General features: G+C 69.5%; 22 protein-coding genes and 2 pseudogenes. 13 read left to right on the forward strand and 11 right to left on the reverse strand.

Annotated features, from left to right (window positions below; genetic code table 11):
* Positions 1-19: 19 nt before the first annotated feature.
* Genes AB0I51_RS02695 through AB0I51_RS02710 form a run of 4 tightly spaced genes read right to left on the reverse strand, consistent with a single transcriptional unit; the run spans position 20 to position 4,353 of the window.
* Positions 20-1,417: an FAD-dependent monooxygenase gene (locus AB0I51_RS02695; RefSeq protein WP_362970645.1), complete on the reverse strand. Its 1,398-nt coding sequence runs from the start codon at positions 1,415-1,417 to the stop codon at positions 20-22.
* Positions 1,418-1,466: 49 nt separating this feature from the next.
* Positions 1,467-2,642: an MAB_1171c family putative transporter gene (locus tag AB0I51_RS02700; RefSeq protein WP_362970647.1), complete on the reverse strand. Its 1,176-nt coding sequence runs from the start codon at positions 2,640-2,642 to the stop codon at positions 1,467-1,469.
* Positions 2,639-3,823, reverse strand: coding sequence for an MAB_1171c family putative transporter (locus AB0I51_RS02705; protein WP_362970649.1), 1,185 nt, complete (start codon positions 3,821-3,823; stop codon positions 2,639-2,641). Before AB0I51_RS02705 ends, AB0I51_RS02700 begins: the two co-directional genes overlap by 4 nt.
* Complete coding sequence (locus AB0I51_RS02710; protein WP_362970651.1) at positions 3,820-4,353, reverse strand: toxin; 534 nt, start codon at positions 4,351-4,353, stop codon at positions 3,820-3,822. The genes AB0I51_RS02705 and AB0I51_RS02710 overlap by 4 nt, the downstream gene beginning before the upstream one ends.
* Positions 4,354-4,777: 424 nt before the next feature.
* Here AB0I51_RS02710 and AB0I51_RS02715 point away from each other — a divergent pair, with 424 nt between their 5' ends.
* Genes AB0I51_RS02715 through AB0I51_RS02725 form a run of 3 tightly spaced genes read left to right on the forward strand, consistent with a single transcriptional unit; the run spans position 4,778 to position 7,451 of the window.
* A complete protein-coding gene (locus tag AB0I51_RS02715; protein WP_362970653.1) occupies positions 4,778-4,945 on the forward strand; it encodes a hypothetical protein in 168 nt (55 codons plus the stop codon).
* Positions 4,942-5,934, forward strand: a complete 993-nt coding sequence (locus AB0I51_RS02720) for an arabinan endo-1,5-alpha-L-arabinosidase (protein ID WP_362970655.1) — start codon at positions 4,942-4,944, stop codon at positions 5,932-5,934. Before AB0I51_RS02715 ends, AB0I51_RS02720 begins: the two co-directional genes overlap by 4 nt.
* A complete protein-coding gene (locus AB0I51_RS02725; RefSeq protein ID WP_362970657.1) occupies positions 5,931-7,451 on the forward strand; it encodes an alpha-N-arabinofuranosidase in 1,521 nt (506 codons plus the stop codon). The genes AB0I51_RS02720 and AB0I51_RS02725 overlap by 4 nt, the downstream gene beginning before the upstream one ends.
* A gap of 11 nt (positions 7,452-7,462) precedes the next feature.
* Here the strand turns inward: AB0I51_RS02725 and AB0I51_RS02730 are convergent, their stop codons facing one another.
* A complete protein-coding gene (locus AB0I51_RS02730; RefSeq protein ID WP_362970659.1) occupies positions 7,463-10,438 on the reverse strand; it encodes a beta-galactosidase in 2,976 nt (991 codons plus the stop codon).
* Positions 10,439-10,556: 118 nt separating this feature from the next.
* Here AB0I51_RS02730 and AB0I51_RS02735 point away from each other — a divergent pair, with 118 nt between their 5' ends.
* Both AB0I51_RS02735 and AB0I51_RS02740 read left to right on the forward strand, forming a co-directional pair.
* Positions 10,557-11,015 (forward strand): Rrf2 family transcriptional regulator, encoded by a 459-nt coding sequence (locus AB0I51_RS02735; protein WP_359615435.1) that lies wholly within the window; start codon positions 10,557-10,559, stop codon positions 11,013-11,015.
* A gap of 114 nt (positions 11,016-11,129) precedes the next feature.
* Positions 11,130-12,053 (forward strand): sulfite exporter TauE/SafE family protein, encoded by a 924-nt coding sequence (locus tag AB0I51_RS02740; protein WP_362970661.1) that lies wholly within the window; start codon positions 11,130-11,132, stop codon positions 12,051-12,053.
* Positions 12,054-12,096: 43 nt separating this feature from the next.
* Here the strand turns inward: AB0I51_RS02740 and AB0I51_RS02745 are convergent, their stop codons facing one another.
* Positions 12,097-12,945, reverse strand: coding sequence for an intradiol ring-cleavage dioxygenase (locus tag AB0I51_RS02745; protein WP_362970663.1), 849 nt, complete (start codon positions 12,943-12,945; stop codon positions 12,097-12,099).
* A gap of 284 nt (positions 12,946-13,229) precedes the next feature.
* On the opposite strand from AB0I51_RS02745, the gene AB0I51_RS02750 reads away from it, so the two are divergent.
* Positions 13,230-13,886 carry a DUF4360 domain-containing protein gene (locus tag AB0I51_RS02750; protein WP_362970665.1) on the forward strand — a complete coding sequence of 219 codons (657 nt, stop codon included), beginning with the start codon at positions 13,230-13,232 and terminating at the stop codon, positions 13,884-13,886.
* A 48-nt stretch (positions 13,887-13,934) separates the two neighbouring features.
* Here AB0I51_RS02750 and AB0I51_RS02755 read toward each other — a convergent pair whose 3' ends face one another.
* Positions 13,935-14,702, reverse strand: coding sequence for an intradiol ring-cleavage dioxygenase (locus AB0I51_RS02755; RefSeq protein ID WP_362970667.1), 768 nt, complete (start codon positions 14,700-14,702; stop codon positions 13,935-13,937).
* A 146-nt stretch (positions 14,703-14,848) separates the two neighbouring features.
* Between AB0I51_RS02755 and AB0I51_RS02760 the strand changes: the two genes are divergently transcribed.
* Together AB0I51_RS02760 and AB0I51_RS02765 are read left to right on the forward strand one after the other, a co-directional pair.
* Positions 14,849-15,367, forward strand: a complete 519-nt coding sequence (locus AB0I51_RS02760; RefSeq protein WP_362970669.1) for a hypothetical protein — start codon at positions 14,849-14,851, stop codon at positions 15,365-15,367.
* An 86-nt stretch (positions 15,368-15,453) separates the two neighbouring features.
* Positions 15,454-15,729: pseudogene (locus tag AB0I51_RS02765) on the forward strand (DUF302 domain-containing protein); the annotation flags it as partial.
* 78 nt (positions 15,730-15,807) lie between these two features.
* Here the strand turns inward: AB0I51_RS02765 and AB0I51_RS02770 are convergent.
* On the reverse strand, positions 15,808-16,551 hold the full coding sequence (locus AB0I51_RS02770) for an SDR family NAD(P)-dependent oxidoreductase (protein ID WP_362970671.1): 744 nt from the start codon (positions 16,549-16,551) through the stop codon (positions 15,808-15,810).
* Positions 16,552-16,672: 121 nt separating this feature from the next.
* Between AB0I51_RS02770 and AB0I51_RS02775 the strand changes: the two genes are divergently transcribed.
* Entirely contained in the window at positions 16,673-17,530 is an 858-nt protein-coding gene (locus tag AB0I51_RS02775) for a helix-turn-helix transcriptional regulator (protein ID WP_362970673.1), read from the forward strand.
* On the opposite strand, the gene AB0I51_RS02780 is transcribed toward AB0I51_RS02775, so the two are convergent.
* Complete coding sequence (locus AB0I51_RS02780; protein ID WP_362970675.1) at positions 17,523-17,762, reverse strand: DUF397 domain-containing protein; 240 nt, start codon at positions 17,760-17,762, stop codon at positions 17,523-17,525. The genes AB0I51_RS02775 and AB0I51_RS02780 overlap by 8 nt on opposite strands.
* Positions 17,759-18,583 carry a helix-turn-helix transcriptional regulator gene (locus tag AB0I51_RS02785; protein WP_362970677.1) on the reverse strand — a complete coding sequence of 275 codons (825 nt, stop codon included), beginning with the start codon at positions 18,581-18,583 and terminating at the stop codon, positions 17,759-17,761. Before AB0I51_RS02785 ends, AB0I51_RS02780 begins: the two co-directional genes overlap by 4 nt.
* A 130-nt stretch (positions 18,584-18,713) precedes the next feature.
* Here AB0I51_RS02785 and AB0I51_RS02790 point away from each other — a divergent pair, with 130 nt between their 5' ends.
* From AB0I51_RS02790 to AB0I51_RS02800, 3 genes are read left to right on the forward strand one after another with little or no spacing between them, the layout of a single operon-like run.
* Positions 18,714-19,154, forward strand: coding sequence for an ATP-binding protein (locus AB0I51_RS02790; protein ID WP_362970679.1), 441 nt, complete (start codon positions 18,714-18,716; stop codon positions 19,152-19,154).
* A gap of 43 nt (positions 19,155-19,197) precedes the next feature.
* Entirely contained in the window at positions 19,198-19,527 is a 330-nt protein-coding gene (locus AB0I51_RS02795) for a hypothetical protein (protein WP_362970681.1), read from the forward strand.
* A 58-nt stretch (positions 19,528-19,585) separates the two neighbouring features.
* Positions 19,586-20,971, forward strand: a complete 1,386-nt coding sequence (locus AB0I51_RS02800) for a DUF3500 domain-containing protein (protein WP_362970683.1) — start codon at positions 19,586-19,588, stop codon at positions 20,969-20,971.
* Positions 20,972-21,001: 30 nt separating this feature from the next.
* On the opposite strand, the gene AB0I51_RS02805 is transcribed toward AB0I51_RS02800, so the two are convergent.
* Complete coding sequence (locus AB0I51_RS02805; RefSeq protein WP_362970685.1) at positions 21,002-21,418, reverse strand: hypothetical protein; 417 nt, start codon at positions 21,416-21,418, stop codon at positions 21,002-21,004.
* 154 nt (positions 21,419-21,572) lie between these two features.
* Here AB0I51_RS02805 and AB0I51_RS02810 point away from each other — a divergent pair.
* Positions 21,573-21,982, forward strand: a pseudogene (locus AB0I51_RS02810) (hypothetical protein); the annotation flags it as partial.
* Positions 21,983-21,985 lie beyond the last annotated feature (3 nt).

Raw genomic sequence — 21,985 nt, forward strand, 5'->3', positions numbered from 1 at the left:
CCCCCAAGAAGACAGAGACTCAGCTCGCCGCGCGCTCCAAGTCGGCCAGCGTCTTTCGTTCCGACGAGGTCAGCGGTGGGCCCGAAAGCGGCGGCAGGAGTGGGCCGTTGAGGGCCGCCAGCAAAGTGCTGGGGCGCATCAGGGTCGACGCGTCCGCCTCCATGCTCGTCACCGCTGCGAGTGCTGCCGCCGCCTTGTACGAACCCGTTGCCGACTTCAGGAGGCGGCGGGAGTAGCCGGTGATCAGGCGGTCCGCCCTGGTCGGCTCGGGACCCTTCGTCTCGGGGTACCAGACGTCCTGGCCCACCGCCATGGCCCAGGCGCCCTCCACCGGGGCGGCCACTCCGCGCTGGACCTTGGCGGCCAGGCCGGGGGCGGTGAAACCCTCGTGGTCCAGTTCACGGGAGAGTATCTGTGCGCCCAGCGCGGCCACCGACATGCCTTGTCCGTAGGCCGGGTTGAAGGTGGCGAGGGCGTCGCCGAGGACGATCAGGCCCTCGGGCCAGTCCCGGACCTTCTCCAGATAGCGGCGGACGTTCTTGCTGCTGTGGCTCGTGTGTATCTCCGTCAGGGGTTCGGCGCCGGAGACGAGGCGACCGAGGATGGGGTCCGGCAGGTCGAGGATGTACTGGAGGAAGCCGTCCGGGTCGGCGGGCGGTTCGCCGCCCCGGGTGCCGGCGAGGCTGACCATCCAGCGGTCGCCCTCGATGGGCAGGACCATTCCGGCGCGGCCGGGCCGGGACTCGTACGGGTTCGCCTGGAGGATCGTGAGGGGGAAGCGCTCGGCGCCCTCCGGCCGGCGGTAGATCCGGGTCGCGTTGACGAGGCCGGAGTCGACGGTCCGTTCGTCGATCCCGGTCACCCCGAGCGCTCCCAGCCAGCGCACGATCCGTGAGCCGCGGCCACTGGCCTCGACCACGAAATCGGCCTCGAGTTCCGTGACCCCGGCGTCTGTCGAGACGCGTACGCCGGTCACGCGCCGGGCGTCGCCGAGCAGGCCCAGGCCCCGGGCCGTACGGATCTCGGTCTTCGTGTCGGCCAGGACCGCCGAGCGCACCACCCAGTCCAGCAGCGCACGGGTGCAGGTGAGCATCCGGGGGCCCTCGTGCTTCCAGCGGCGCAGCCAGCCCTCGGAGGTCAGGGCGAGCATGCCCGAGCTGAGGGAGATCTCGTGGGCGCCCGCGGCGAGCAGCTGTTCGCGCACGCTCGGGCCGGGCACGAGGTCCTCCATCGCGGCCAGGCCGCCGGACATCAGCAGATGGGCGTGGCGCCCCTGCGGGAGACCCCTGCGGTGCTCCGGTCCGTCGGGCAGCTCGTCCCGGTCCAGCACGATCACCTCGTCCGTGTGGACGGACAGGGCGGCGGCGGCCAGCAGGCCGGCCAGTCCGGCACCGACGACGACAGCTCTCCGCGGCATGGGGCTCCTCAAGTCAGCCTGGAAACTCAGGTGTTCGCGCGACCGTGGGTCAGCGGGGGGTGGCCTTCACCGTACTCTCCGGTACGGCTGTGGCGAGCCGTGACCGGGCGAGGGCCCGCGCCAGCTCGACCAGCCCGCAGGTGTCGGAGACCTCGGTGGCGTAGAGGCGGTAGGTGCTCGGCGTACCGAAGGGCTCCTCGCGGGCGGCGGCGCGGCGGGCGGCGTCGGCCACCATCGCCGCCTCGGCCGCCACCCGGGCCTCGTGCGCGGAGCGGCCCTCGTGCAGGGCGGCGTCGCGGGTGCGTTCGCGGACCCGGTCGTCGAAGTACGGGGCGAGCGCCAACAGGCCGTCGTGTATGGACACTTCACGCCAGTGCAGCCGCATCCGGGGAAGCTGCCAGAGCGCGCTGGGCGGCTTCGGGGCGAGGGACGCGAAGCGGACCTCCGACCACAGCGGGCCCAGCCCGCGCAGGTCGCCCAGGTCGCGCCAGTGCGCGCGCAACGTGGGCAGCAGCCTGGGCAGGGCGAAGCCCGCGGAACAGGTGAGTGCGGCCAGCGAGGCCATCGGCGGGGCGATTCCGGTGGAGAGGAAGTCCAGGTCGTGGCCGGTCCAACGGGCCACGACCGCCGTGTATTTGACGAGCTGGAAGCCGATCACGTCCAACATCGTGCCGACCAGGATGAGTTGCAGACCGGTCCGCAGCAGACCGGTGACCTTTCGGGCCCAGGCCACGCACACCGAGCACATCGCCAGGGTGGCCGCGCTGTGCCCGAGCAGATAGAGCACGATCATCTCGCGCATGTAGGGCGTGTTGGCGTAGTACGTGTCGAGATCGGTGAGCCGCTCGACGCTCGGGTCGGCCAGCGTGAACAGCACGACGATGGCGCCGATCAGCGCGCTGTAGGCGGCGATGCTGCGCAGCACCATGCGGCGGATCCGGGCGGGGGAGCCGCCGCGCCACTGGATGAGCAGGATCAGCAGGGAGCAGCTGTACGCGGAGATCATGCCGTAGGTGAGGGGTGCGCCGAAGTTCGGGATGCCGGTCAGGCTGTTGACCGCGCTCAGGGTCGTCGGCGCCGCGCAGACGAGGCCAAGGGAGCCGAGGACGATCGCCGCGCAGGTGGACACGGTCAGCGGGTCGCGCGGGGCCCTTGAGGGCCGGGCCAGCAGAGCGGTGCAGGACAGTCCGAAGACGGCGGCGGCGATGTACACCATGAGGCTCATGCCCGCGAACTCCCTTCCGTCGTGCCGGTGCGGACCCGGGCGGCGGCGACGAGCGGGGACCGGGCCAGCGCGTCGGCGATGGGCACGAGGAGTGCGGTGCCCGGGGTCCGGTCCGGGAGCCGGTCCGGTGCGTCTGCGGGGGCGAGGCCCGGGTCGCCGGCGCGATCCTCGGCCACGGCCGCGGCGACGACCGCCGCCCACGCGGTCGCCTCGGCCTGCTCCGCCCCGCCCGTCGTGCGTGCCGCGGCCTCCAGCGTCCGCTCGTACAGGGCCCGGTCGAAGAACGCGTCCAGGTGCCCGAGCGCGTTGTGGATGCTGGTCTGCCGCCACACCAGCCGGGTCGCGGGCGAGGACCAGCGCGGGCGAGGCAGCCGCAGCGCACGGCGGGTGAGGAGTTCGTCCAGCTCGTGCGCGAGCGGTTCGAGCCGGGCGTACGTCCGCCGGGCCTGCCGCCGCTGGGTCAGCCGGGGGCCGCCCAGCGGGATCAGTACGCCGACGACGATCAGGACCGCGCCCAGTCCGGCGGCGGCCGGCGAGACGGTCGTACCGAGCTCCGTCCAGTCCCGCCCGCACCAACGCGCGATCACCGCCGCGAGTTTGGTCAGGCTGTAACCGGCGCCGCACAGCGAGCCGACGCCCAGCGTGACCAGCCCGGCGCGGAGCCAGCCGTGCACCTGCCGGGCCCAGCGCAGCGACGAGACCGTGGTGACACTGACGGCGGCGAGGTGACCGGCGAGATACAGCACGATCATCTCGGCGGTGAACGGTGTCGTCGCGTAGTAGGTGTCGAAGTCGGTGCGGCGCTCCACGGGTGTGTGGCCGAGCGCGAACATCACGGCGATGCCGACGAGGACGACCGTGTAGGCCACGATCCAGCGGCGGGCGGTGCGGTGGACGTGCGGTCCGCCCCGCCAGTAGACGATCAGGACCTGCGAGGACGCGCTGTACGCGGTGATCGACGCGTACGTCAGCGGTGCGGCGAGGTTGGGGACGCCGCTGAGGTGGTTGATCGCGCCGACGGTGGGCGGCGCCCCGAGGAAGAAGCAGGCCCCGGCGAGGGCGAGGAGTACACAGATGACGCGGAGATAGGGGTCGCGCCAGTGACGTACGAGGTCCGGGGCCTTCACCAGCATGCCCAGCCACAGCAGGCCGCAGCTGAGGTAGTTGATCAGGCCGCTCATTTTCTGGTCCCGCGGTAGTTGAGGGCGGCGCCGATGCGCCCGGCGACGCCCTGCTGCGTACCGTCGTCGGCGGGGCCGTACACGGGGTCGGCGCCGGCCGCCGACTCCAGCCAGGGGCGGAGCCGCCCGCTCATCAACATGCCGAACCGGTCCGCCTCTTGCTCGTCGGCGACGCTGAAGTCGGTGCGGGCGGCGACGGGCCGGGGGCCGCGCTCGGCGGTCAGCTGGAGGGCGCGTTCGGTGGTGCGCTGGTGCATGTGCCACACCTCGTGGCAGAAGATGACGATCTGGTGCCAGGCGGCGGCCCGCTTGTCGATGACGATGACGTCGTAGGTGTCGCCCTCCAGCCACAGCCCGCTGGCCGTGTGCGGCGGGAACACCTCGCGGCGCACCACGACTTCACGTCCCCGCCAGCGGACGACGGAGTCGACGAGCGCGTCGAAGAGGGCCTCGGGTTCGGCGGGGACCGGGACGCGCATGGGGTCGATGAGGGCGCCGGCGAGCCGCCTCATCTCCTTCTTCGTGCGCACCGCTGCAATATGCCAGGACATACGTCGACTCAGCCACCTCACCGTCGGCGCGGCAGCGGGAAACCGGCCGCTTCCATCAAGGAGGGGACGGAGGTGGTCCAACGTCTGGCGTGTCGGGTCGCGTTCGAGTGATCGGACAGCCCGCCGAGGAAGGTCGTCACCACGTCGTACGCTCCCTCGTCTCGCCGTCCGCCGCACAGCCGGTCCGAGGTTACGCGTCCACAACTGCCGACGTCATGTCATTCGGTGGCCGCTGTGGGACCGGGAACGACCGCTGTGTCCGGAAATCGACCCCGAGAATGCACGTTGCACTGTGCTCAACCCATTGACGTGGACGCGCTTCGATTTTACCGTCCCGTTCGAAGTTACGAGCGATATACGGTATTTCGAACATGGCGGGACTCCTACCGGCAAGGAGCGGGGCATGGGACCACGTGAGCCGAAGCGCGGGCACCTCCCGGCCGCGGCCGGCCCCGGGGGCCCGCCCGGCCGTCTCCCGGATCCCCGGGGCCCGGACCCGCTCGCCAAGTACGGCGTGAAAGAAGCGGACATGCGGCGGGCCGGTGACTCACCGACGGAGGAACCGAGTTGAAGCACCCGAGACCGACTGCCCTGCTCGCCGCCGCGGTGATCGCACTCCTCCCCGCCACGGCCGAGGCCGACGTCACCTACCCCGACCCGCAGCCGATCACCGGACAGCAGATCATCCACGACCCCACGGTCATCCGCCTCAAGTCCGGCGGCTATGTGGCCTATTCGACCGGCGGCGTCATCGGGGCCCGTACGTCGAAGGACCGCGTCCAGTGGGACGACGCGGGCAACGCCTTCGCCGCGCCCCCGAGTTGGTGGTACGACTACAACTCCACCGGCGACCCCTGGGCCCCCGACCTCTCCTACCACGCGGGCCGTTACTGGCTCTACTACGCCGTCTCCTCCTGGGGCAGCAACCACTCCGCGATCGGCGTCGCCACCTCCCCGACCGGTCTCCCCGGCACCTGGACCGACCACGGCAGGGCCTTCACCTCCGAGACCACGGACGAGTGGAACGCCATCGACCCGGCGATCGTCCGGGCCGACGGAAAGCTGTGGATGGCGTTCGGTTCGTACTGGACGGGCATCCGCATGGTCCGGCTCGACCCCGCGACCGGCAAGTCGATCCCGGGTGCGACGGTCGCCCAACTGGCCACCCGCCCCGACGCGCCGTACGCGGTGGAGGGCGCGTATGTGCTCAAGCACGGCCGCTACTACTACCTCTTCGCGTCCTACGACGCCTGCTGCGCGGGCGTGAACTCGACGTACAAGATCCGGGTCGGCCGCTCCACGTCGGTCACGGGCCCGTACGCGGACAGCACCGGCAAACCGATGCTGGACGGCGGCGGCGATCTGCTCCTGGCGAGCCACGGCCGTTACACCGGCCCGGGCGGAGAGTCCGCCTTCCGGGACAAAGGTCAGTATGTCTTGGCATACCACTACTACGACGGAGAGGATTCAGGCATTCCGAAGCTGGGGCTCAACACCCTGAGCTGGACAAGAGACGGCTGGCTTCTTCTCACGCAAGCACCCTTTGAAAGGACCCCATGAGCACGCGCACCGCCCGCTTCACCCTCGACCCGGCCTTCACCGTGGGCGAAGTCGACCCCCGCCTCTTCGGCTCCTTCGTGGAACACCTCGGCCGCTGCGTATACACCGGCATCTTCGAACCGGACCACCCCACCGCGGACGAGGACGGCATCCGCCAGGACGTTCTCGACCTCGTGCGCGAACTCGGCGTGACGGCAATCCGCTACCCCGGCGGCAACTTCGTCTCCGGCTACCGGTGGGAGGACTCGGTCGGCCCCGCCGAATCCCGCCCCCGCCGCCTCGACCTGGCCTGGCGCTCGACCGAGACGAACCGTTTCGGCCTCTCCGAGTACATCGCGTTCCTGAAGAAGGTCGGCCCCCAGGCGGAGCCGATGATGGCGATCAACCTGGGCACCCGGGGCGTCGCCGAGGCCCTGCAGCTCCAGGAGTACGCCAACCACCCCTCCGGCACCGCCCTCTCCGAGCAGCGGATCGCGCACGGTGACAAGGAGCCCTTCGGCATCAAGGTCTGGTGCCTCGGCAACGAGATGGACGGCCCCTGGCAGACCGGCCACAAGACCGCCGAGGAGTACGGCAGGATCGCCGCCGAGACGGCCCGCGCGATGCGCCAGATCGACGCCGACGTGGAACTGGTCGCCTGCGGCTCCTCCTCCCAGGCGATGCCGACCTTCGCCGCCTGGGAGGCGACCGTCCTCCAGGAGACGTACGACCTGGTCGACTACATCTCGCTGCACGCCTACTACCAGCCGCTCGACGGCGACCTCGACTCCTTCATCGCCTCCGCCGTCGACATGGAGTCCTTCATCGAGAACGTGGTCGCGACCGCCGACCACGTGGGTGCCCGCCTCAAGTCGAAGAAGAAGATCAACCTCTCCTTCGACGAGTGGAACGTCTGGTACACCGCGGACTGGGAGGAGCACACGAAGAACGCGGACCCCGCCGACTGGCCGGAGGCCCCGCGCCTGCTGGAGGACAACTACAGCGTCATGGACGCCGTCGTCTTCGGCTCGCTCCTGATCGCCCTGCTCCGCCACGCCGACCGCGTCACCGTCGCCTGCCTCGCCCAGCTCGTCAACGTGATCGCGCCGATCATGACCGAGCCCGGCGGCCCGGCCTGGCGGCAGACGACGTTCTTCCCGTTCGCGCAGGCCTCGAAGTACGGCCGGGGCCAGGTCCTGGACGTCCGCGTCGACTCCCCGACCCACGGGACGAAGCAGTACGGCGAGGCCGACCTGCTGCACGCCACGGCGGTGCGCGGGGAGGACGGTTCGGTCACGGTGTTCGCCGTCAACCGCAGCCGCACCGAGTCGCTCCCGCTCCAAGTCGGCCTGAACGGGCTCGACCTGACCTCGGTCGTCGAGCACAGCGCCCTCGCGGACGCCGACCCGGACGCCCGCAACACCCTGGCCGACCCGGAGCGGGTGGCCCCGCACCGCGTCGAGGGCACCGCCCTCCAGGACGGCACCCTGACCGCCGTACTGGAGCCGCTGTCCTGGAACGTGATCCGGCTCGCGTAGCTTTCGAAGGACTATCGGCCGGGGGAGGCCACCGGTGTCACCGGTACTCCTCCGGCCGCGCTGCCCAGCAGCGTCAGCCGTACGTCCTTCGGGCCCGCCGGTGTGGTGCCGTCGGACAGGACCGCCAGCGCGAGTGTGTTGGTGCCGCGTGTGCGGAGGATCCCGTTCGGCAGGGCGAAGGTGTGCTGTGGGCCCACGTCGTTGATGTACTGGCCCATGTTCCAGCCGTTCAGGAAGATCTGGACGCGGTAGGCGCGGGCCGGGTCGTCGTCGAGGACGAGGCCGATCGAGGCGTCGATGCCGGTGTCCACGGCGAGCTTGAAGGTCGTCCGGTACCAGGCCACGCCCTGCCGCTGGTCCGCTCGGGGGAGGGTGACGGCCTCCCAGCCGGAGTCCGGGAAGTCCGGCAGGTGCCAGCCCTCGCGTTCGCCGTACAGGCCGCCGTTGTTCTGCGGGCCGCGCACCGGGTCGGGGGCCGCCTCGCCCTGGAGGCGCCAACTCACCTTCGGGGAGGCGCCCTTGAAGGTCACGGCGGTCAGGCCGCGGGCGACCTTGTGGGTGTCGAGGGCCTTGCCGTCCTGGTCGTGCTGCATGCGCCGGACCAGGACGGACAGGACGTGCGGACCGGCCGTGCGCAGCTTCTCCGGGACCGCGAGGGTCGCCTTGGCGGTCCAACTCCCTTGCCGCACACTGCTGGTGGTCGGCACCGGCATCCGGTGGGTGCCGAGCGGTTCGCCGTCGAGCCAGGCCATCAGCAGGCCCTGGGTGCCGGTGCTGTAGGCGAGGGTCACCGATTCCAGGGCGTCGGCGGCGGCCGTGGTGAAGCGGCCCCGGTACCAGACGTCGCCGTAGTGGAAGCCGTAGTCGTCGGCGAAGAGGACGGGCTGCCCGGAGGGTACGGGCGTCGTGCTGAACGACGAAGTCCTGTTCGCCTGCGTCCACTTGGAGTCGTCGAAGGCGACCGCGGCCTCCTGGTTCTCCACCTTCCGCCGCCAGCCGTCGAGTGCGGGGAGCGGTACCGCCGGCACCCCCGGCAGCAGCGCGTCCGGGTTCGAGCGCAGGCTGAACGCGTTGGTGACGGTCGCGGCCACGGGCTTGCCGTTCCAGGTGACCTCGGTGATGCCGCGCGGCCCCCACACCTCCAGGCCGGTCTCCGCGATGGTGTCGCCGGTGAGGTGGGCGGTCGTACCGCTGACGGTGGCCTCGCGCAGCAGCGCCGGGCCGTAGACCAGCGCGGTGCCCGAACCGGTCTCGTAGGGCCACAGGCGTACGGAGCCGGCCTCGTCGGCGAAGACCAGCAGGAGGGGGTTGTCGACGCCGCCGCCCTGGACGAGGACCCGGGTCAGGCCGCCGATGCCGAGCGGGACGGTGACGTGCAGGATGCCGCGGTCCCAGACCCAGGCGGCCTGCGCGTCGAGCCGGGTCACCACCGGCTCCTCCGGGCACTCGACGACGGTGTGCGCCATCTCGCCGCGCTTGCCGGCAAACACCGCGATGTCCTGCCGGCCGGCGGTGAGGACCATCGTCGGTGTGGCGGTCGAGTACCTCAACTTGCGCTCACCGAGGGCGAGTTGGGTCACCAGGAGGCGGGCGTCCAGGGCCGGGACGGTGACCTCGATGTCGTCGTTCGCGGTCGGCAGGGTCGAAGTGACGTCCGCCGCACCGTCGTTGCGCAGCACGTAGACGTGCGAGCCGGTGTCGGCGTTGGTGAGGTGGTAGGTCTTCAGGCCGGCCACCGTGACGTCCGCCGCCCGGTCCAGCTTGGCGAAGTCGGGCACGGTCCGCAGCAGATGGCCCAGTTGGTGCATCGGCACGAGCTTCGGGGTCGGGTTTCGGCCCTCGTCGAAGGCGGCGCCGTAGTCGTACGACGTGTAGACGACCGGCGCCGGCAGCCAGCCCCACGAGGTGCCGCCGAAGGTCATGTAGACGTTGTGCAGGGTGAGTCCGTTGGCGAGGTTGGTGAGATAGAAGCGCCGCTCGTACGCCGCGTCACGCGTCCGGCGCGACTCCGCGTACCCCTTCCCGTCGAACCAGGACCCGCCCCACGGATCGAACCAGCCACCCCCGAACTCAGGCACGAAACCAGGGGTCTTGGGGCTGGCGGTCGCTCCGCCCTTCGCTCCGCCGATCCCGAAGTGGCCCCAGTCCGGCGGCGGTTGGGTCGGCGTCGGATAGCCGTCGAAACCGTACAGCCACCCGCCCGTGTCGCCGCCGGTGTCGAAGGAGCCGGGGGTCCAATAGCCGTTGCGGCCCTTGTCGTTGTGGAACAGGGGGACGTCGATGCCGTCGGCGCGCACCTTCTTGTACAGGTGGGACATGTAGGCCGCGCCGGTCGGCTGGGTGGTCTGGGCGTCGTACTCGTTCTCGATCTGGTAGAGCAGGACCGTGCCCGTGCCCTGGGTGAACAGGTGCTTGGAGACGATGGAGTCGACCTGGGTCAGCCACTCGTCGACGTGCGAGAGATACGTCGGATCGGCCGTCCTTGCGGTGCCCTTGGTGGCGGTCAGCCAGCCGGGGAAACCGCCCGCGTCGATCTCCGCGTTGATGTACGGACCCGGGCGCAGGATGACGTAGAGCCCGGTCTCGGCGGCCGTGCGCAGGAACAGGTCGAGGTCGCGGACGCCCGTGAAGTCGTAGTGGCCCTGGGCGGGGGAGTGGTAGTTCCACGAGACGTAGATGCTGACCGCGTTGTAGCCGAAGGCGCGCATCTTCTGCAGGACGTCCCGCCACAGGGACGGGCTCGGCAGCCGGAACGGGTGCATCTCGCCCGACCACAGGACCAGGCGTCTGCCGTCGACGAGCAGGGAGTAGCGGTCGTAGCCGATCGTGTGCGGCAGCCCGTCCGCGGTCGGCGGGGCGGGGGGCGGGCCGGTCGGTACGACGTGCGCGGCGTAGGCGTCCGGGGAGGCGGCGCTGCCACCGCCCAGCGCGAGTCCGAGCGCGGCCGTACCCGCGAGGGTGCTGAAGGTACGCCTGCTCAGCTCCACTGGAAGCTCCTTTCGGGTCCGGTCCGTCGGCGGCACGTGCGAAGCCATTTTCCGTGGTGATCCCTGGAGGCTTTCGTGCGGGGTCATTCTGTACGCCAGAGCGGCCCACAATGGACGCATGAGGATCTCGGCACGGGCGGATTACGCGGTACGGGCGGTACTGGAGCTCGCCGTACGGGGTGACGACGGCCCGCTGAAGGCCGAGACCATCGCCACCACGCAGGGCATTCCGCACAAGTTCCTGGAGGGCATTCTCGGCGATCTCCGGCGCGCCGGGATCGTCGACAGCCGGCGCGGCGGGGGCGGCGGCTACCGCTTGGCGCGCGACGCGACCGCGATCACCGTCGCCGACGTGATACGCGCGGTGGACGGCCCGATCGTGTCGGTGCGCGGCGAGCGCCCCACCGGCCTCGCCTACACCGGCTCCGCCGAACCCCTCCTCCCCCTGTGGATCGCGCTGCGCGCCAACGTCCGCAAGATCCTGGAGGGCGTCACGCTCGCCGACATCGCGGCGGACGCGCTGCCGGAGCCGGTACGGCGGCTGGCGGCGGAACCGGCGGCCTGGGAGAACCCGTAGCGACGGGGCCGTTCACCGTCGTCTCAGGCCGCGCTCAGATTCACCCTTTAGCGTCACCTCCCGTTCATCCCTACTCAATCGGTGGGAAAGCCGGGAACGGACGGGACGCACCACATGCGCACGCTGATACTGCTGGCCCTCGCGGGCCTGGGGGCCCAGTTCGTGGACGGCAGCCTCGGTATGGCCTACGGGGTCACCTCGACGACGCTGCTGCTGGCCATGGGGACGAATCCGGCCGCCGCCTCCGCCACGGTCCATCTCTCCGAGATCGGTACGACCCTGATGTCCGGGGCCTCGCACTGGCGGTTCGGGAACGTGGACTGGAAGGTCGTCGTGCGGATCGGCGTACCGGGCGCGGTCGGCTCGTTCCTGGGGGCGACCGCGCTGTCGAAGCTCTCGACGGAGGCCGCGGAGCCGGTGATGTCGCTGATCCTGCTCGGGCTCGGTGTCTACGTCATGTCCCGGTTCACCTTCAAAGGGCTGCCGGAGGGGCGGCTCGGCAAGCCGCTGCGGAAGCGGTTCCTGGCGCCGCTGGGCCTTGTCGCCGGGTTCCTGGACGCCACCGGCGGGGGCGGCTGGGGGCCGGTCGGTACGCCCGCGCTGCTGGCCAGCGGCCGGATGGAGCCGCGCAAGGTGATCGGGTCGGTCGACACCAGCGAGTTCCTGGTCGCGGTGGCGGCGAGCCTCGGTTTCCTGTTCTCGCTCGGGTCCCAGGGGCTGAAGTGGACCTGGGTGATCGCCTTCCTGCTCGGCGGGGTCGTCGCCGCGCCGGTCGCCGCCTGGCTGGTCCGGCTGGTGCCGCCCCGGGTGCTGGGCTCGGCGGTCGGCGGGATCATCGTCGTGACCAACGTCCGTACGCTGCTGCACAGCGACTGGATCGGTACGCCGGGCGCGCTGAGCACCGCGGTGTACGCCGTGCTGTACGGGATGTGGGCTGCCGCTCTGGCGTACTCGGTCCGCGCCCATCGCCGGGACGAGGCGAGGAAGGCACGGACCGAGTCCGAGTCCGCCGAAGGGCGGCAGCCCGTCAGGGTGTGATCGGCGCTCGCCGATCAGTGCGTTCTGATCAACTGCCTCCCGGTCAACTAGTACTGACGCCCACGGTCAGGGTGGCCGTGTAGCCGTCGGAGACGCTCGTGCCGAGCGCGGTCAGGGTGAGCAGGCCGGACGCAGCCCCTCCGTCGTCGTAGATCGTGTCGTCGGCGAGGACCGTCTCGGCGGTGGTGTTGTCCGAGTACGGCGAGGTGGCCTGCACCTGCTCGTTGAGGTCCGCGTCGAAGAAGAGCTGGCCGGTGTGGACGAGCGTGCCGCCGGTGTAGGTGCCGTCGGCGATCGTCACGCCCGTGTGCACCCGCATATGGACGTGGACGGCGCGCGAGACGTAGTGCCCCGGCCAGATGGAGATCAGGCTCACCTGCCCGTTGCTGTCGGTCAGTTGCCCGCCGCGCAGGAAGGTGCCGTCGTCGTCCTCCGTGTGGCCGTTGTTGCCGACGTAGCCGGAGTACTCGCCGAGCGCGTCGCAGTGCCAGAGCTCGACGAGGGCGTCGGACAGCGGCGCGCAGTCGTTGTCCTGGTCGACGACGGTGAAGGTGTACTGGACCTCGACGCCTTCCTTCTCCTCTCGGAGGTCCGTGCGGATCAGGGCCCCGTCGAGCGAGTACGGACCCTCGGTGACCTCGGAGGTGAGGGTGCAGACGCCTGTGGAGGCGGATGCCGACGCGTCCGAGGAGACGGTGGTGGTCGCCTGGTCGGTGGCCGTCGAGGTGGTCGAGACCGTGTCGGCCGAGGCGAAGCCGGCCGCCACGAGGCCTCCCGCCAGGGCCACGCTGCCGCCGCCGATCAGAACCCGGCGGCGCTGGGGACCCTTGTCCCGGCGGTGCCGGGCGGATAGTTCGTCCTGCTGCTCGTTGTGCTCTCGTTTTCCCGTCATGGACAGCGAAGTTAGGGCCGTACCTGAAGAATTCCTTAATGTGCGGCTGTGAAGTATCTGGGGACGGATCGGTCAACGCCCCCTTATTTCCACAGAGTTCACACACTGTGGGGAGAGTGTGAAAGACGCATCTGTGAATGGCCTGAGTTCGCCCTGACCGTTCCGGGTGCGGCTTCCTACGATGCGAGCGCCCCGTCGGTCTTCACAGGAACTTCATTGGTTCTTCAAAGATTGGTTCTTCAAAGACCTTGGGGCACAGCCACCCCCCAACCCAAGGAGAAACCATGCCTGGTGGGCTCCTCCTGAGTGGTGCGGTCGCCGCACTGCTCGCCACCGCGCTGCCGTCCGCGCAGCACTCGTCGTCGCCGGTGTTCGACGACCCGCCGCCGGACAAGATCGTCATCAACGTCGCCACCGTGAACGGCTCGGGCTGCCCGCAGGGCACGACGGCGGTCGCCGTCTCCGAGGACAACACCGCCTTCACGGTGACCTACAGCGCGTATCTCGCCCAGGTCGGCGGCAACTCCGACCCCACGGCCTTCCGCAAGAACTGCCAGCTCAACCTGGTCGTCCACGTCCCGCAGGGCTTCACGTACGCCATCGCGAGCGTGGACTACCGCGGCTTCGCCTCACTCCAGCGCGGTGCGAGCGGGGCGCAGAAGGCCTCGTACTACTTCCAGGGCTCGTCGAACACCGCGTCCAAGAGCCACCCGTTCAACGGCCCCTACGACGACAACTGGCAGGCGACCGACAGCACCGACTGGGCCCAACTGGTGTGGGCGCCCTGCGGAGTTCAGCGCAACTTCAACATCAACACGGAGCTGCGGGTCGCCGCCGGCACCTCGTCGTCCAGCGCGGTCAGCTTCATGACCATGGACTCGACGGACGGCGACATCAGCACGGTCTACCACATGGCGTGGAAGGAGTGCCCGGCTTCCTGAGGTGAGGAGGGGGTGGCCCGTGTCGCACCGCGGGCCACCCCCTTGGGCTCAGCTCTGCTGGACGCCGAGAGTCAGCGTGCCGGTGTAGCCGGAGGAGGTCGAACTGCCCAGCGCGGTAAGGGTCATGAGCCCGGACGCGGCGCCTCCGTCGTCGTAGATCGAGTCCTGGGCGAGGGTGGTGCGGGTGACCGTGTTGGTCGAGTACGGCGAGATCTTGGCGACGGCGGTGGTGATGGTCTCGTCGATGAACAGCTGGCCGGTGTGGAGTTCCTGGCCGCCGGTGAACGAGCCGTCCGAGGTGAGCGTGACGCCGGTGTGCACCTTGACGTGGATGTGCACGCAGCGGCCCCGGTACCAACCCGGGTAGATCGTGGTGATGTTGGCGAGTCCGGCGGAGTTCGTGAGGACACCGCCGCGCAGGAAGGTGCCGTCGTCCGGTTCGCTGTGGCCGTTGTTGCCGACGTAGCCGGAGTACTCGCCGAGCGCGTCGCAGTGCCAGATCTCGACGAGCGCGTTGGGGATGACGGCGCAGGTGCTGTCGTTCACGACCGTGAGCGCCAGCTTGAGCGGGATGCCGGCCTTGCCTTCGGTGACGTCGGCGCGGACGAGGGCGCCGTCGAGGTAGTAGGGGCCTTCGGTCATCTCCTTGGTGAGGGTGCAGACGGCCGCCGCGGCGGCGGGAGTCGCGTCCGGCGTGGCGGTTGCGGGGGCCTCGGGCGCGGCGGCGCCGACGGCCAGAACGGCGGCCGTGGTGCCGGTGGCGATCAGTACGGTGCGGCGCCCGATCGGGTTGGTTGCTCCAGAAGTTTCTGTCATGGACACGGCACCATAGGTAAGGATTCTGTTGGTCAGCTGTGCGGTTGGTAAAGTGACACTTCGTCAAGTTCCTTGCAAGACAGGGCACATGACCATTGCCGATACCTGCCTCCTGCCGGCGTGATGGCCCGGGGGAGGATCGCAGGGTGAACGACTTCAACTCCCGCCGCGCCGAACCCGGCGAGTTCCCGCGCCTGGGCGCCGCGCTCGACACGGTCAACCGTGACTTCGCGGCGACGTTCCCCGACCGGGAGCCGCTGGTCCTGATGGTCTGGGGCGGGGACGAGGACATCGGCGAGCAGGTCTACGTCGCGCTGTCCGACGGCACCTCGCAGGGCAACGGTCTGTCCGAACCCGGGGATGCCGAGGCCGATCCTCTCGTCCATGTCGCGGAGGCGGCGCAGGAGACCGTGGTCGAACTGCTCTGGCAGGCCTGGCCGGTGTGCCCGTTCCACAAGCTCGGCACGCATCCGCGTCCCGAGGGGACGACGGCCGACTGGGAGTACGGGGAGAGCTGGGGCCCTGGGGTGGTGTGGTGGTGCCGGGGCCGTCGCGGCGGCGACTGCCACGACCTCGCTTCGGTGGGGGAACTGGCCGGTGCCCTGCCCGGCAAGCAGCGGCGGGAACTCCGGCGCAGGGAGCGGAAGCGGGGCAGGGCCGGATGATGCCGCGGCCCCGCTTCACCCCCCCCGTCAGGGAGCCAGGCGGCGTTCGGCCGAGACGGAATAGGCGTGGCGGCGGAAGGACACCATCTCGTCGGGCGAAGCTCGGTCAGGACATGGAGGACTACCTGCCCCTCGGCGCCTCCAACCCGCCCCTGGCCCACCGGGCTCTTGAGATCGACCGCACCATCGGGCTGCTTCTGCCCTGCAATGTCGTCGTGCGCGGAGACGGTGAGGGGACCGTCGTCCAAGCGCTGGATCCCGACATGATGACCGCCTTCACCGGACTCGAAGCCCTGCGCCCCGTGGCCGAGGAGGCGGGACGCCGGCTTGACGCGGCTCTGGAGGGCATCGGCCGGCCCTGACGGCGGAGCGGCGGGAGCGGCGGGAGCGGCGTAAGCGGGGGCGGGGCCGCCGGCCGTCAGGGGTGTCGGCGCGGTCTGTCAGTGGCTGGACAGCATGTGCAGGACGTTGGCGTACTCGCCGTTGGCTTCAGCGAAACGGAGGGGTTCTACGGCCTTGACGAGGATCTCGTCCGGTTGCTCGGGGGAGTCCAGGATGGTCATGACCTCGTCGAGGAAGGCGTCGAGGGGCATGGCGTTGGGTGAGTCCTCCTGGCCCATCAGGGCCGTGCGCACCGCCGGCGGCACCAGTTCCAGGACGTCGATGCTCGTGTCCTTGAGCTGGACGCGCAGGCTCTCGGTGAAGGAGTGCACGGCGGCCTTGGTGGCGTTGTAGGTCGGCGTGAGGGGGAGGGGGACGAACGCCAGGCCGGAGGTCACGGTCATGATCGTTGCCTGGGGGCGGGTGGCGAGGTGTTCGGTCAGCGCAGCCACCAAACGGATGGGACCCAGGAGGTTCGTCGCCACCGTCGCCTCGGCCGTCGGCAGGAAGTCCGGGGTGTGGAGGTCCTCCGGGTGCATGATGCCGGCCATCGCGATCAGGACGTTGAGGTCCGGAAAGCGTTGCAGGAGGTGGGCGGTGACCTTCTGGACCGCGATCGGGTCCGCGGTGTCGAGCACGGCGGACTCGATGCCCGGGTGCTCCGCCACGATCCGTGCCAGCCTGTCCTCGCGGCGGCCGGTGACGATGACCCGGTTGCCCGCCGCGTGCAGTCGCAGTGCGAGGCCGAGGCCGATTCCGGAGGTCGCTCCGGCGATGAGGATGGTGTTGCCTGTGGGGTTCATGAGGTGCTGCTCCGATCTGTCACGGACAGTCGACGACACCCGGCCGCGCAGATGAAGGACCCGTTTGTCCACTGACTGGCGGTCCGTGGTTACGGCCGTTCGTGGCTGCGACCATGGAGTCATGGAGCAGCAGACGGTGGACCGCGCGTCGCTGGGCGCCTTTCTGCGGGCCCGGCGAGAAGCCCTGCAACCCGAGGACGTGGGGCTGCGCCGCGGCACGCGCCGGCGCGCCCGCGGGCTGCGGCGGGAGGAGGTGGCCGAGTTGTGTGACATGTCCGCCGACTACTTCGCCAGGCTTGAGCGCGGCACCGGACCGCAGCCCTCCCAGCAGATGGCCGCCGCCATCGCCCGCGGTCTGCGCCTCACCCCGGACGAACGCGATCACCTGTTTCTGCTGTGCGGGCACCGCACCCCGCACCGGCACCTGCGCGCCGAGCACGTCAACCCCGGACTGATGCGCATCCTGGACCGGCTCCAGGACACCCCGGCGCAGGTCATGGGTTCGCTCGGCGAGACGCTGCTCCAGACGCCTCCGGCCGTGGCCCTGCTCGGCGAGCAGACGCACTACACGGGGGACGACCGCTACGCCTCGTACCGCTGGTTCACCGATCCGTCCTCCCGCGAGCGGTACCTCCCAGCGGACAACGACCTCAACAGCCGTGTGTACGTAGGGGTGTTGAGGGTTGCGGCCACGAGGGAAGGGCCCAACTCGCACGCCGCCCGTCTCGTGGCGAGCCTGCTGCGCCAGAGCGTGGAGTTCGCGGCACTGTGGGACCGGCAGGAGGTCGGCCTGCGCTGGAACACCGCCAAACGGTTCGTCCACCCGCAGGTCGGCCGCATCGACGTGTTCTGCCAGAACCTTCAGGACCCCGACGAGTCACAGTCCCTGCTCGTCTTCACTGCCACGGCGGGCACCGAAAGCCACGACAAACTGGCCCTGTTGAACGTTCTGGGCTCGGACAGCTTCCCGGTCAGCTGACCGTACGGACGAACTCTGTCCAGGCGGCGGGGGAGAGGGCGAGTTGGGGGCCCTGCTTGTCCTTGGAGTCGCGGATGTGGATGGTGGAGGGGCAGGTGGCGATCTCTACGCAGTCACCATCGCCGCCGCTGCTGTAGCTGGACTTGTGCCAGGGGAGGGCGACTTCGACACAGTTGTCGCCGGAGCCGCTGCTGTAGCTGCTCTTGAACCAGGCGAGTTCGGGCATGCTCATAGGTCTCCTCGCATCCGTTGCAACAGGCTCACCGAGTCTTCGGGAGTGAGAGCCTGTGAACGCATCCTGGCATACCTGTTCTGGAGCACGCTGATCGCTTTTGGGTCTGAGATGAACTGCCCGCTCTCCTGGCCCTCGCTGTATCCGTACCACTTGTGCTTCGGGGTCTCCAACAGGGCGATGGGGCCGTGCAGTCCGGCGTGGGACTTCTGGACCAGCGGCACGATCTGGATCTCGACGTTTCGCAACTCCCCGATCCGCAGCACGTGTTCGATGGCCTCACGGGTTACCTCCGAGCCTCCGGTGCGACGCAGGAACACCTGCTCCTCGATGATGAAGCTGAACGCGGTGTTCGGGCGGTCCCGAAGTAACTGTTGGCGGACGGCGCGCGCGGTCCAACTGGCCTCGATCTGCTTGTCGGTTAGCGGCGGCAGTTCGTCGGCGAACAGTTGACGTGCGTACACCTCGCTCTGCAACAACCCCGGAATCATCCGGCACTCGTAGTTGAAGAGGGTGATCGCCGTCTTCTCCAGCCGGGCCCAGCGCTGAAACCAGGATGCAAGTCCCGGCTGGCGCTCCAGGAACACCGCAGCCTTCCGCACCGCGCCCGTATTGCCGAGCACCGGCATCGACGCCTCGACGAAGTCGTCGTCAGGCATCCGCCTCCCCAACTCCACCGATTCCACGGTGTGTTTGGAGAACCCGATCCGCCGCCCGAACTCCTCCCGCCCCAAGCCCGCATGCTCCCGCAACGCCTGCAACATCGCCCCGAACGTCCGCAGGCTGTCGGACGCCTCCGGCTCGCCGCTGCCCTCGACCATGGTCACCCACCTCCCGCGCACATGGTCACGGAACGTAGCGCGTACTGTCCAGCGGGTGACCCCGTACGCTCGGGCGGCGTACGGGCCCGGATGCTGGTGAAGTACCCTCCCAGGACGTCACATTGGGCACATGACCACCCAACCCACCGCCACCGTACACACGTTCAGTCAGCGCCTCAGTCCCACTCCCCGCGGTGCCCGCCTGGCCCGTCACCTCGCCCTGAACCAGCTCCACGACTGGGGCATCCCGCCCGGCAGTGACGCCTCCGACGCCGTCGCCGTGATCGTCGCCGAACTCGCCGCCAACGCCGTGACGCACGGCCGCGTACCGGGACGGGACTTCGAACTGCGGCTCTCCCTCGTCACCGGGAGTGTCCGCATCGAGGTCACCGACACCCGCAGCGGCGGGCCGCGTCCGCCGGGACCCGGGGCCGTACGCCACCCCGAGGCGCTCGCCGATTCCGGGCGCGGGCTCGTGCTCGTGGAGGCGCTCGCCGTCCGGTGGGAGGTGGTGGACCGCGAGCCGCCGCCGGGGAAGACCATCCGTGCCCAAGTCGACGTACCGCGCTGATCGTCCCATTTCCAGGGAGCCCCGTCGGTGCGATGATCGACCAGTGCTCATAGCCCTCGACATCCTGCTTTTCGTCACCGCCGCCTTCTGCCTCGCCGTGGGCATCGCGGCCGCCACGTCGCTCCGGGTGCTTCCCTGGCTGGCCGGCAAGGTCACCAGGCCTCGGCTGTGGGGCGCCGGATACATCCTGGTCGGCGTCGTCGTCCTGTACCACGCGGTGGACGCACTGGTGCATGTCGACCCGTCGGTAGGACTCGTGCTGACAATCGTCACGACGGCGACGGCTCTCGGCGGCCTCGGGATGATGGGGTTCGCCCAGCGGGTCGGCCGGGGAACGCCGTCGCTCCCCACCGGGCCCGGCACCCCTGAGTAGCTCCGTCTCACAGGTTGCTGACAAGAACACTTCAGGTTCGGCGTGGACTCTGATCCCCATGCATGGACACCGACCCCACACCCCCGCATCCGAGCGCAGCCGCCGCTGGTTCATGAACAAGGCGCTGCTCGCCGGCGGAGTCGCCGCCCTGGCGACCATGACGGGATGCTCCAACGACTCGTCGGACACGGCGAGTTCGTCCTCAGCCGCACAGTCCGGCGCCCCGAGCGGGATGCCCTCGGGCGGGCCCGGAGCCGGTGGGGGAGGGGGCGGCGGCATGGGCCCCGGGGTCTCCCAGGTGAAGTACAAGGACGTGAAGGGGGTCACCACGGACGGCAACGTCGTCGACGACCTGTTCACGATCCACTCGACCGGTGTCTCCACGGACAAACTGGTCAAGGCGGCGCAGGCGTTCCTGGACGGGCTCTCCGCGAAGGAGCGCAAGTCCTGCACGTTCGACGTCGACGCCGACGAGTGGACGGCCTGGAGCAACGTCGACGGCTACGCACGCAAGGGCGTCCGCATGGGCGACCTCACGGAGAAGAAGCGCGACCTCGGCTACGCGCTGCTCGGCGTCGCGCTCTCCGCCGACGGGCTCACCCAGACCCGCAACATCATGAAGCTCAACCAGTTCCTCGGCGACTCCAACGGCGGCAACCAGAAGACCCTGACCGAGGGCCACTACTTCTTCACTTTCATGGGCACCCCGTCGACCACCGAGCCGTGGGGCTTCCAGTACGAGGGCCACCACGTCGCCATCAACTACTTCGTGCTCGGCGACCAGGTCGTGATGACCCCGACCTTCATGGGCTCCGAGCCGACCACGGCCACGTACAAGGGCGAGAAGATCAGCCTGTTCCGGCCGGAGACGACGGCCGGCCTGACGATGATCCGCTCCCTCAGCAAGGCGCAGCTCGCCAAGGCGGTCTCCTCGCAGGACAACGGCAACGAGGACATGAAGGCCGGTGCCGGCTCGGACAACCTCAAGCTCGCCTACGCGGGCGTGCGCGGTTCCGAACTCACCACCGCACAGCGGAAGAAGCTGCTGGACGTGGCCGGCGTGTACATCGGCTACATCAACGAGGGGCACGCCGAGGTCAGGATGACCGAGGTGGAGAAGCACCTCGACGACACGTACTTCTACTGGATGGGCGAGACGAAGGACGACTCCGCCTTCTACTACCGCATCCACAGCCCGGTCGTGCTGATCGAGTACGACGCCCAGGCCCCGCTCTTCTACCACGAGGCCTCCTCCGCGAGCCCGAGTGCCAGTGCCAGTGCGAGCCCGAGCGCGAGCTCCAACGCCGGCGGCCCTCCCGGCGGCGGCATGGGCATGGGCGGCGGCACCCCGTCCCAGGAGCACATCCACACCATCGTCCGCACGCCCAACGCCGGCGACTACGGTGTGGATCTGCTCAAGCTCCATCTGGAGAACGATCACTGACGGTTGTTCAGGGATGCGCCGCGGACGTGATCAGTTCGCGGCGCAGGCCTCGTTCCAGCCGCCGTAGGAGCCGCTGACGTAGGCGCCGTCGTCCACGTGGCCGACGCGGAAGTAGAAGCAGGCATTCTCGTTCATGTCGGTGTCGTAGACGTAGGCGTTGTCCAGGTTCCACCCGGTGTAGCCGCCGGTGTAGTCCACGTTGATGTGCGTGTCGCTCGTGGAGGGGCTGCCCGTCGTGGGGTTCGTGTACTGCAGTCGCACGCCCTTGCCGTCCGAGCAGGTGTCGAGGATCTTGAAGGTGTCGCCCACGTCGTAGAAGTACGCGGCCCCGCAGGAGTTGCTGGAGCTGGCCGTGTAGATGTCGGTGGCGAAGGACGAACCCGCCGTACCGATCACGAGGGCCGCCGCCGCGAGGGCGGGGACGGCGAAGTGTCTGAACTTGGGCATGCCTGAAATCTCCTTGCGGGGAAGGGGGCTTGGTGTGGAGGTGTCCACCTCGACACCACGACGTTCACGGACTATGCCCAAAGTTTGATCTCTGTACAAGAATTTTTTGGCTCTCAACTCCTGTGAATGTCACCACTGTTGACGTACAGGTGACGCGATCGGGCTTGCCGGTTCGACGAGAGGGCTGCCGGGGTCGTGGACCGACCACGCGGTCGTCCACAACTCCACCACCGCCAGCGACTACAACGCCATCGACCCGAACCTCTTCGCCTCCTGCGACGTCTGCTGCCAGGGCACCAGCTCCACGTACAGGGTCAAGGTCGGACGGGCCGCGAGCGTCACCGGGCCGTACTGCGACAAGAGCGGGGTCGCCATGCTGAACAACGGCGGCACCGCCGTACTGGAGACCCGCGGCAGCGCCATCGAGCCCGGCGGGCATCCATCATGAACGACAGTGACGGCGACCTGATCGTCTACCGCTACTGCGACGGCAACGACAGCGGTACGCCCAAGCTCGGCATCAACCTGCCCGACCGGAGCGCCGGTTGGCCCGCCGCGTACTGACGC

The sequence above is a fragment of the Streptomyces sp. NPDC050549 genome (assembly GCF_040655035.1).
GTDB lineage: Bacteria > Actinomycetota > Actinomycetes > Streptomycetales > Streptomycetaceae > Streptomyces.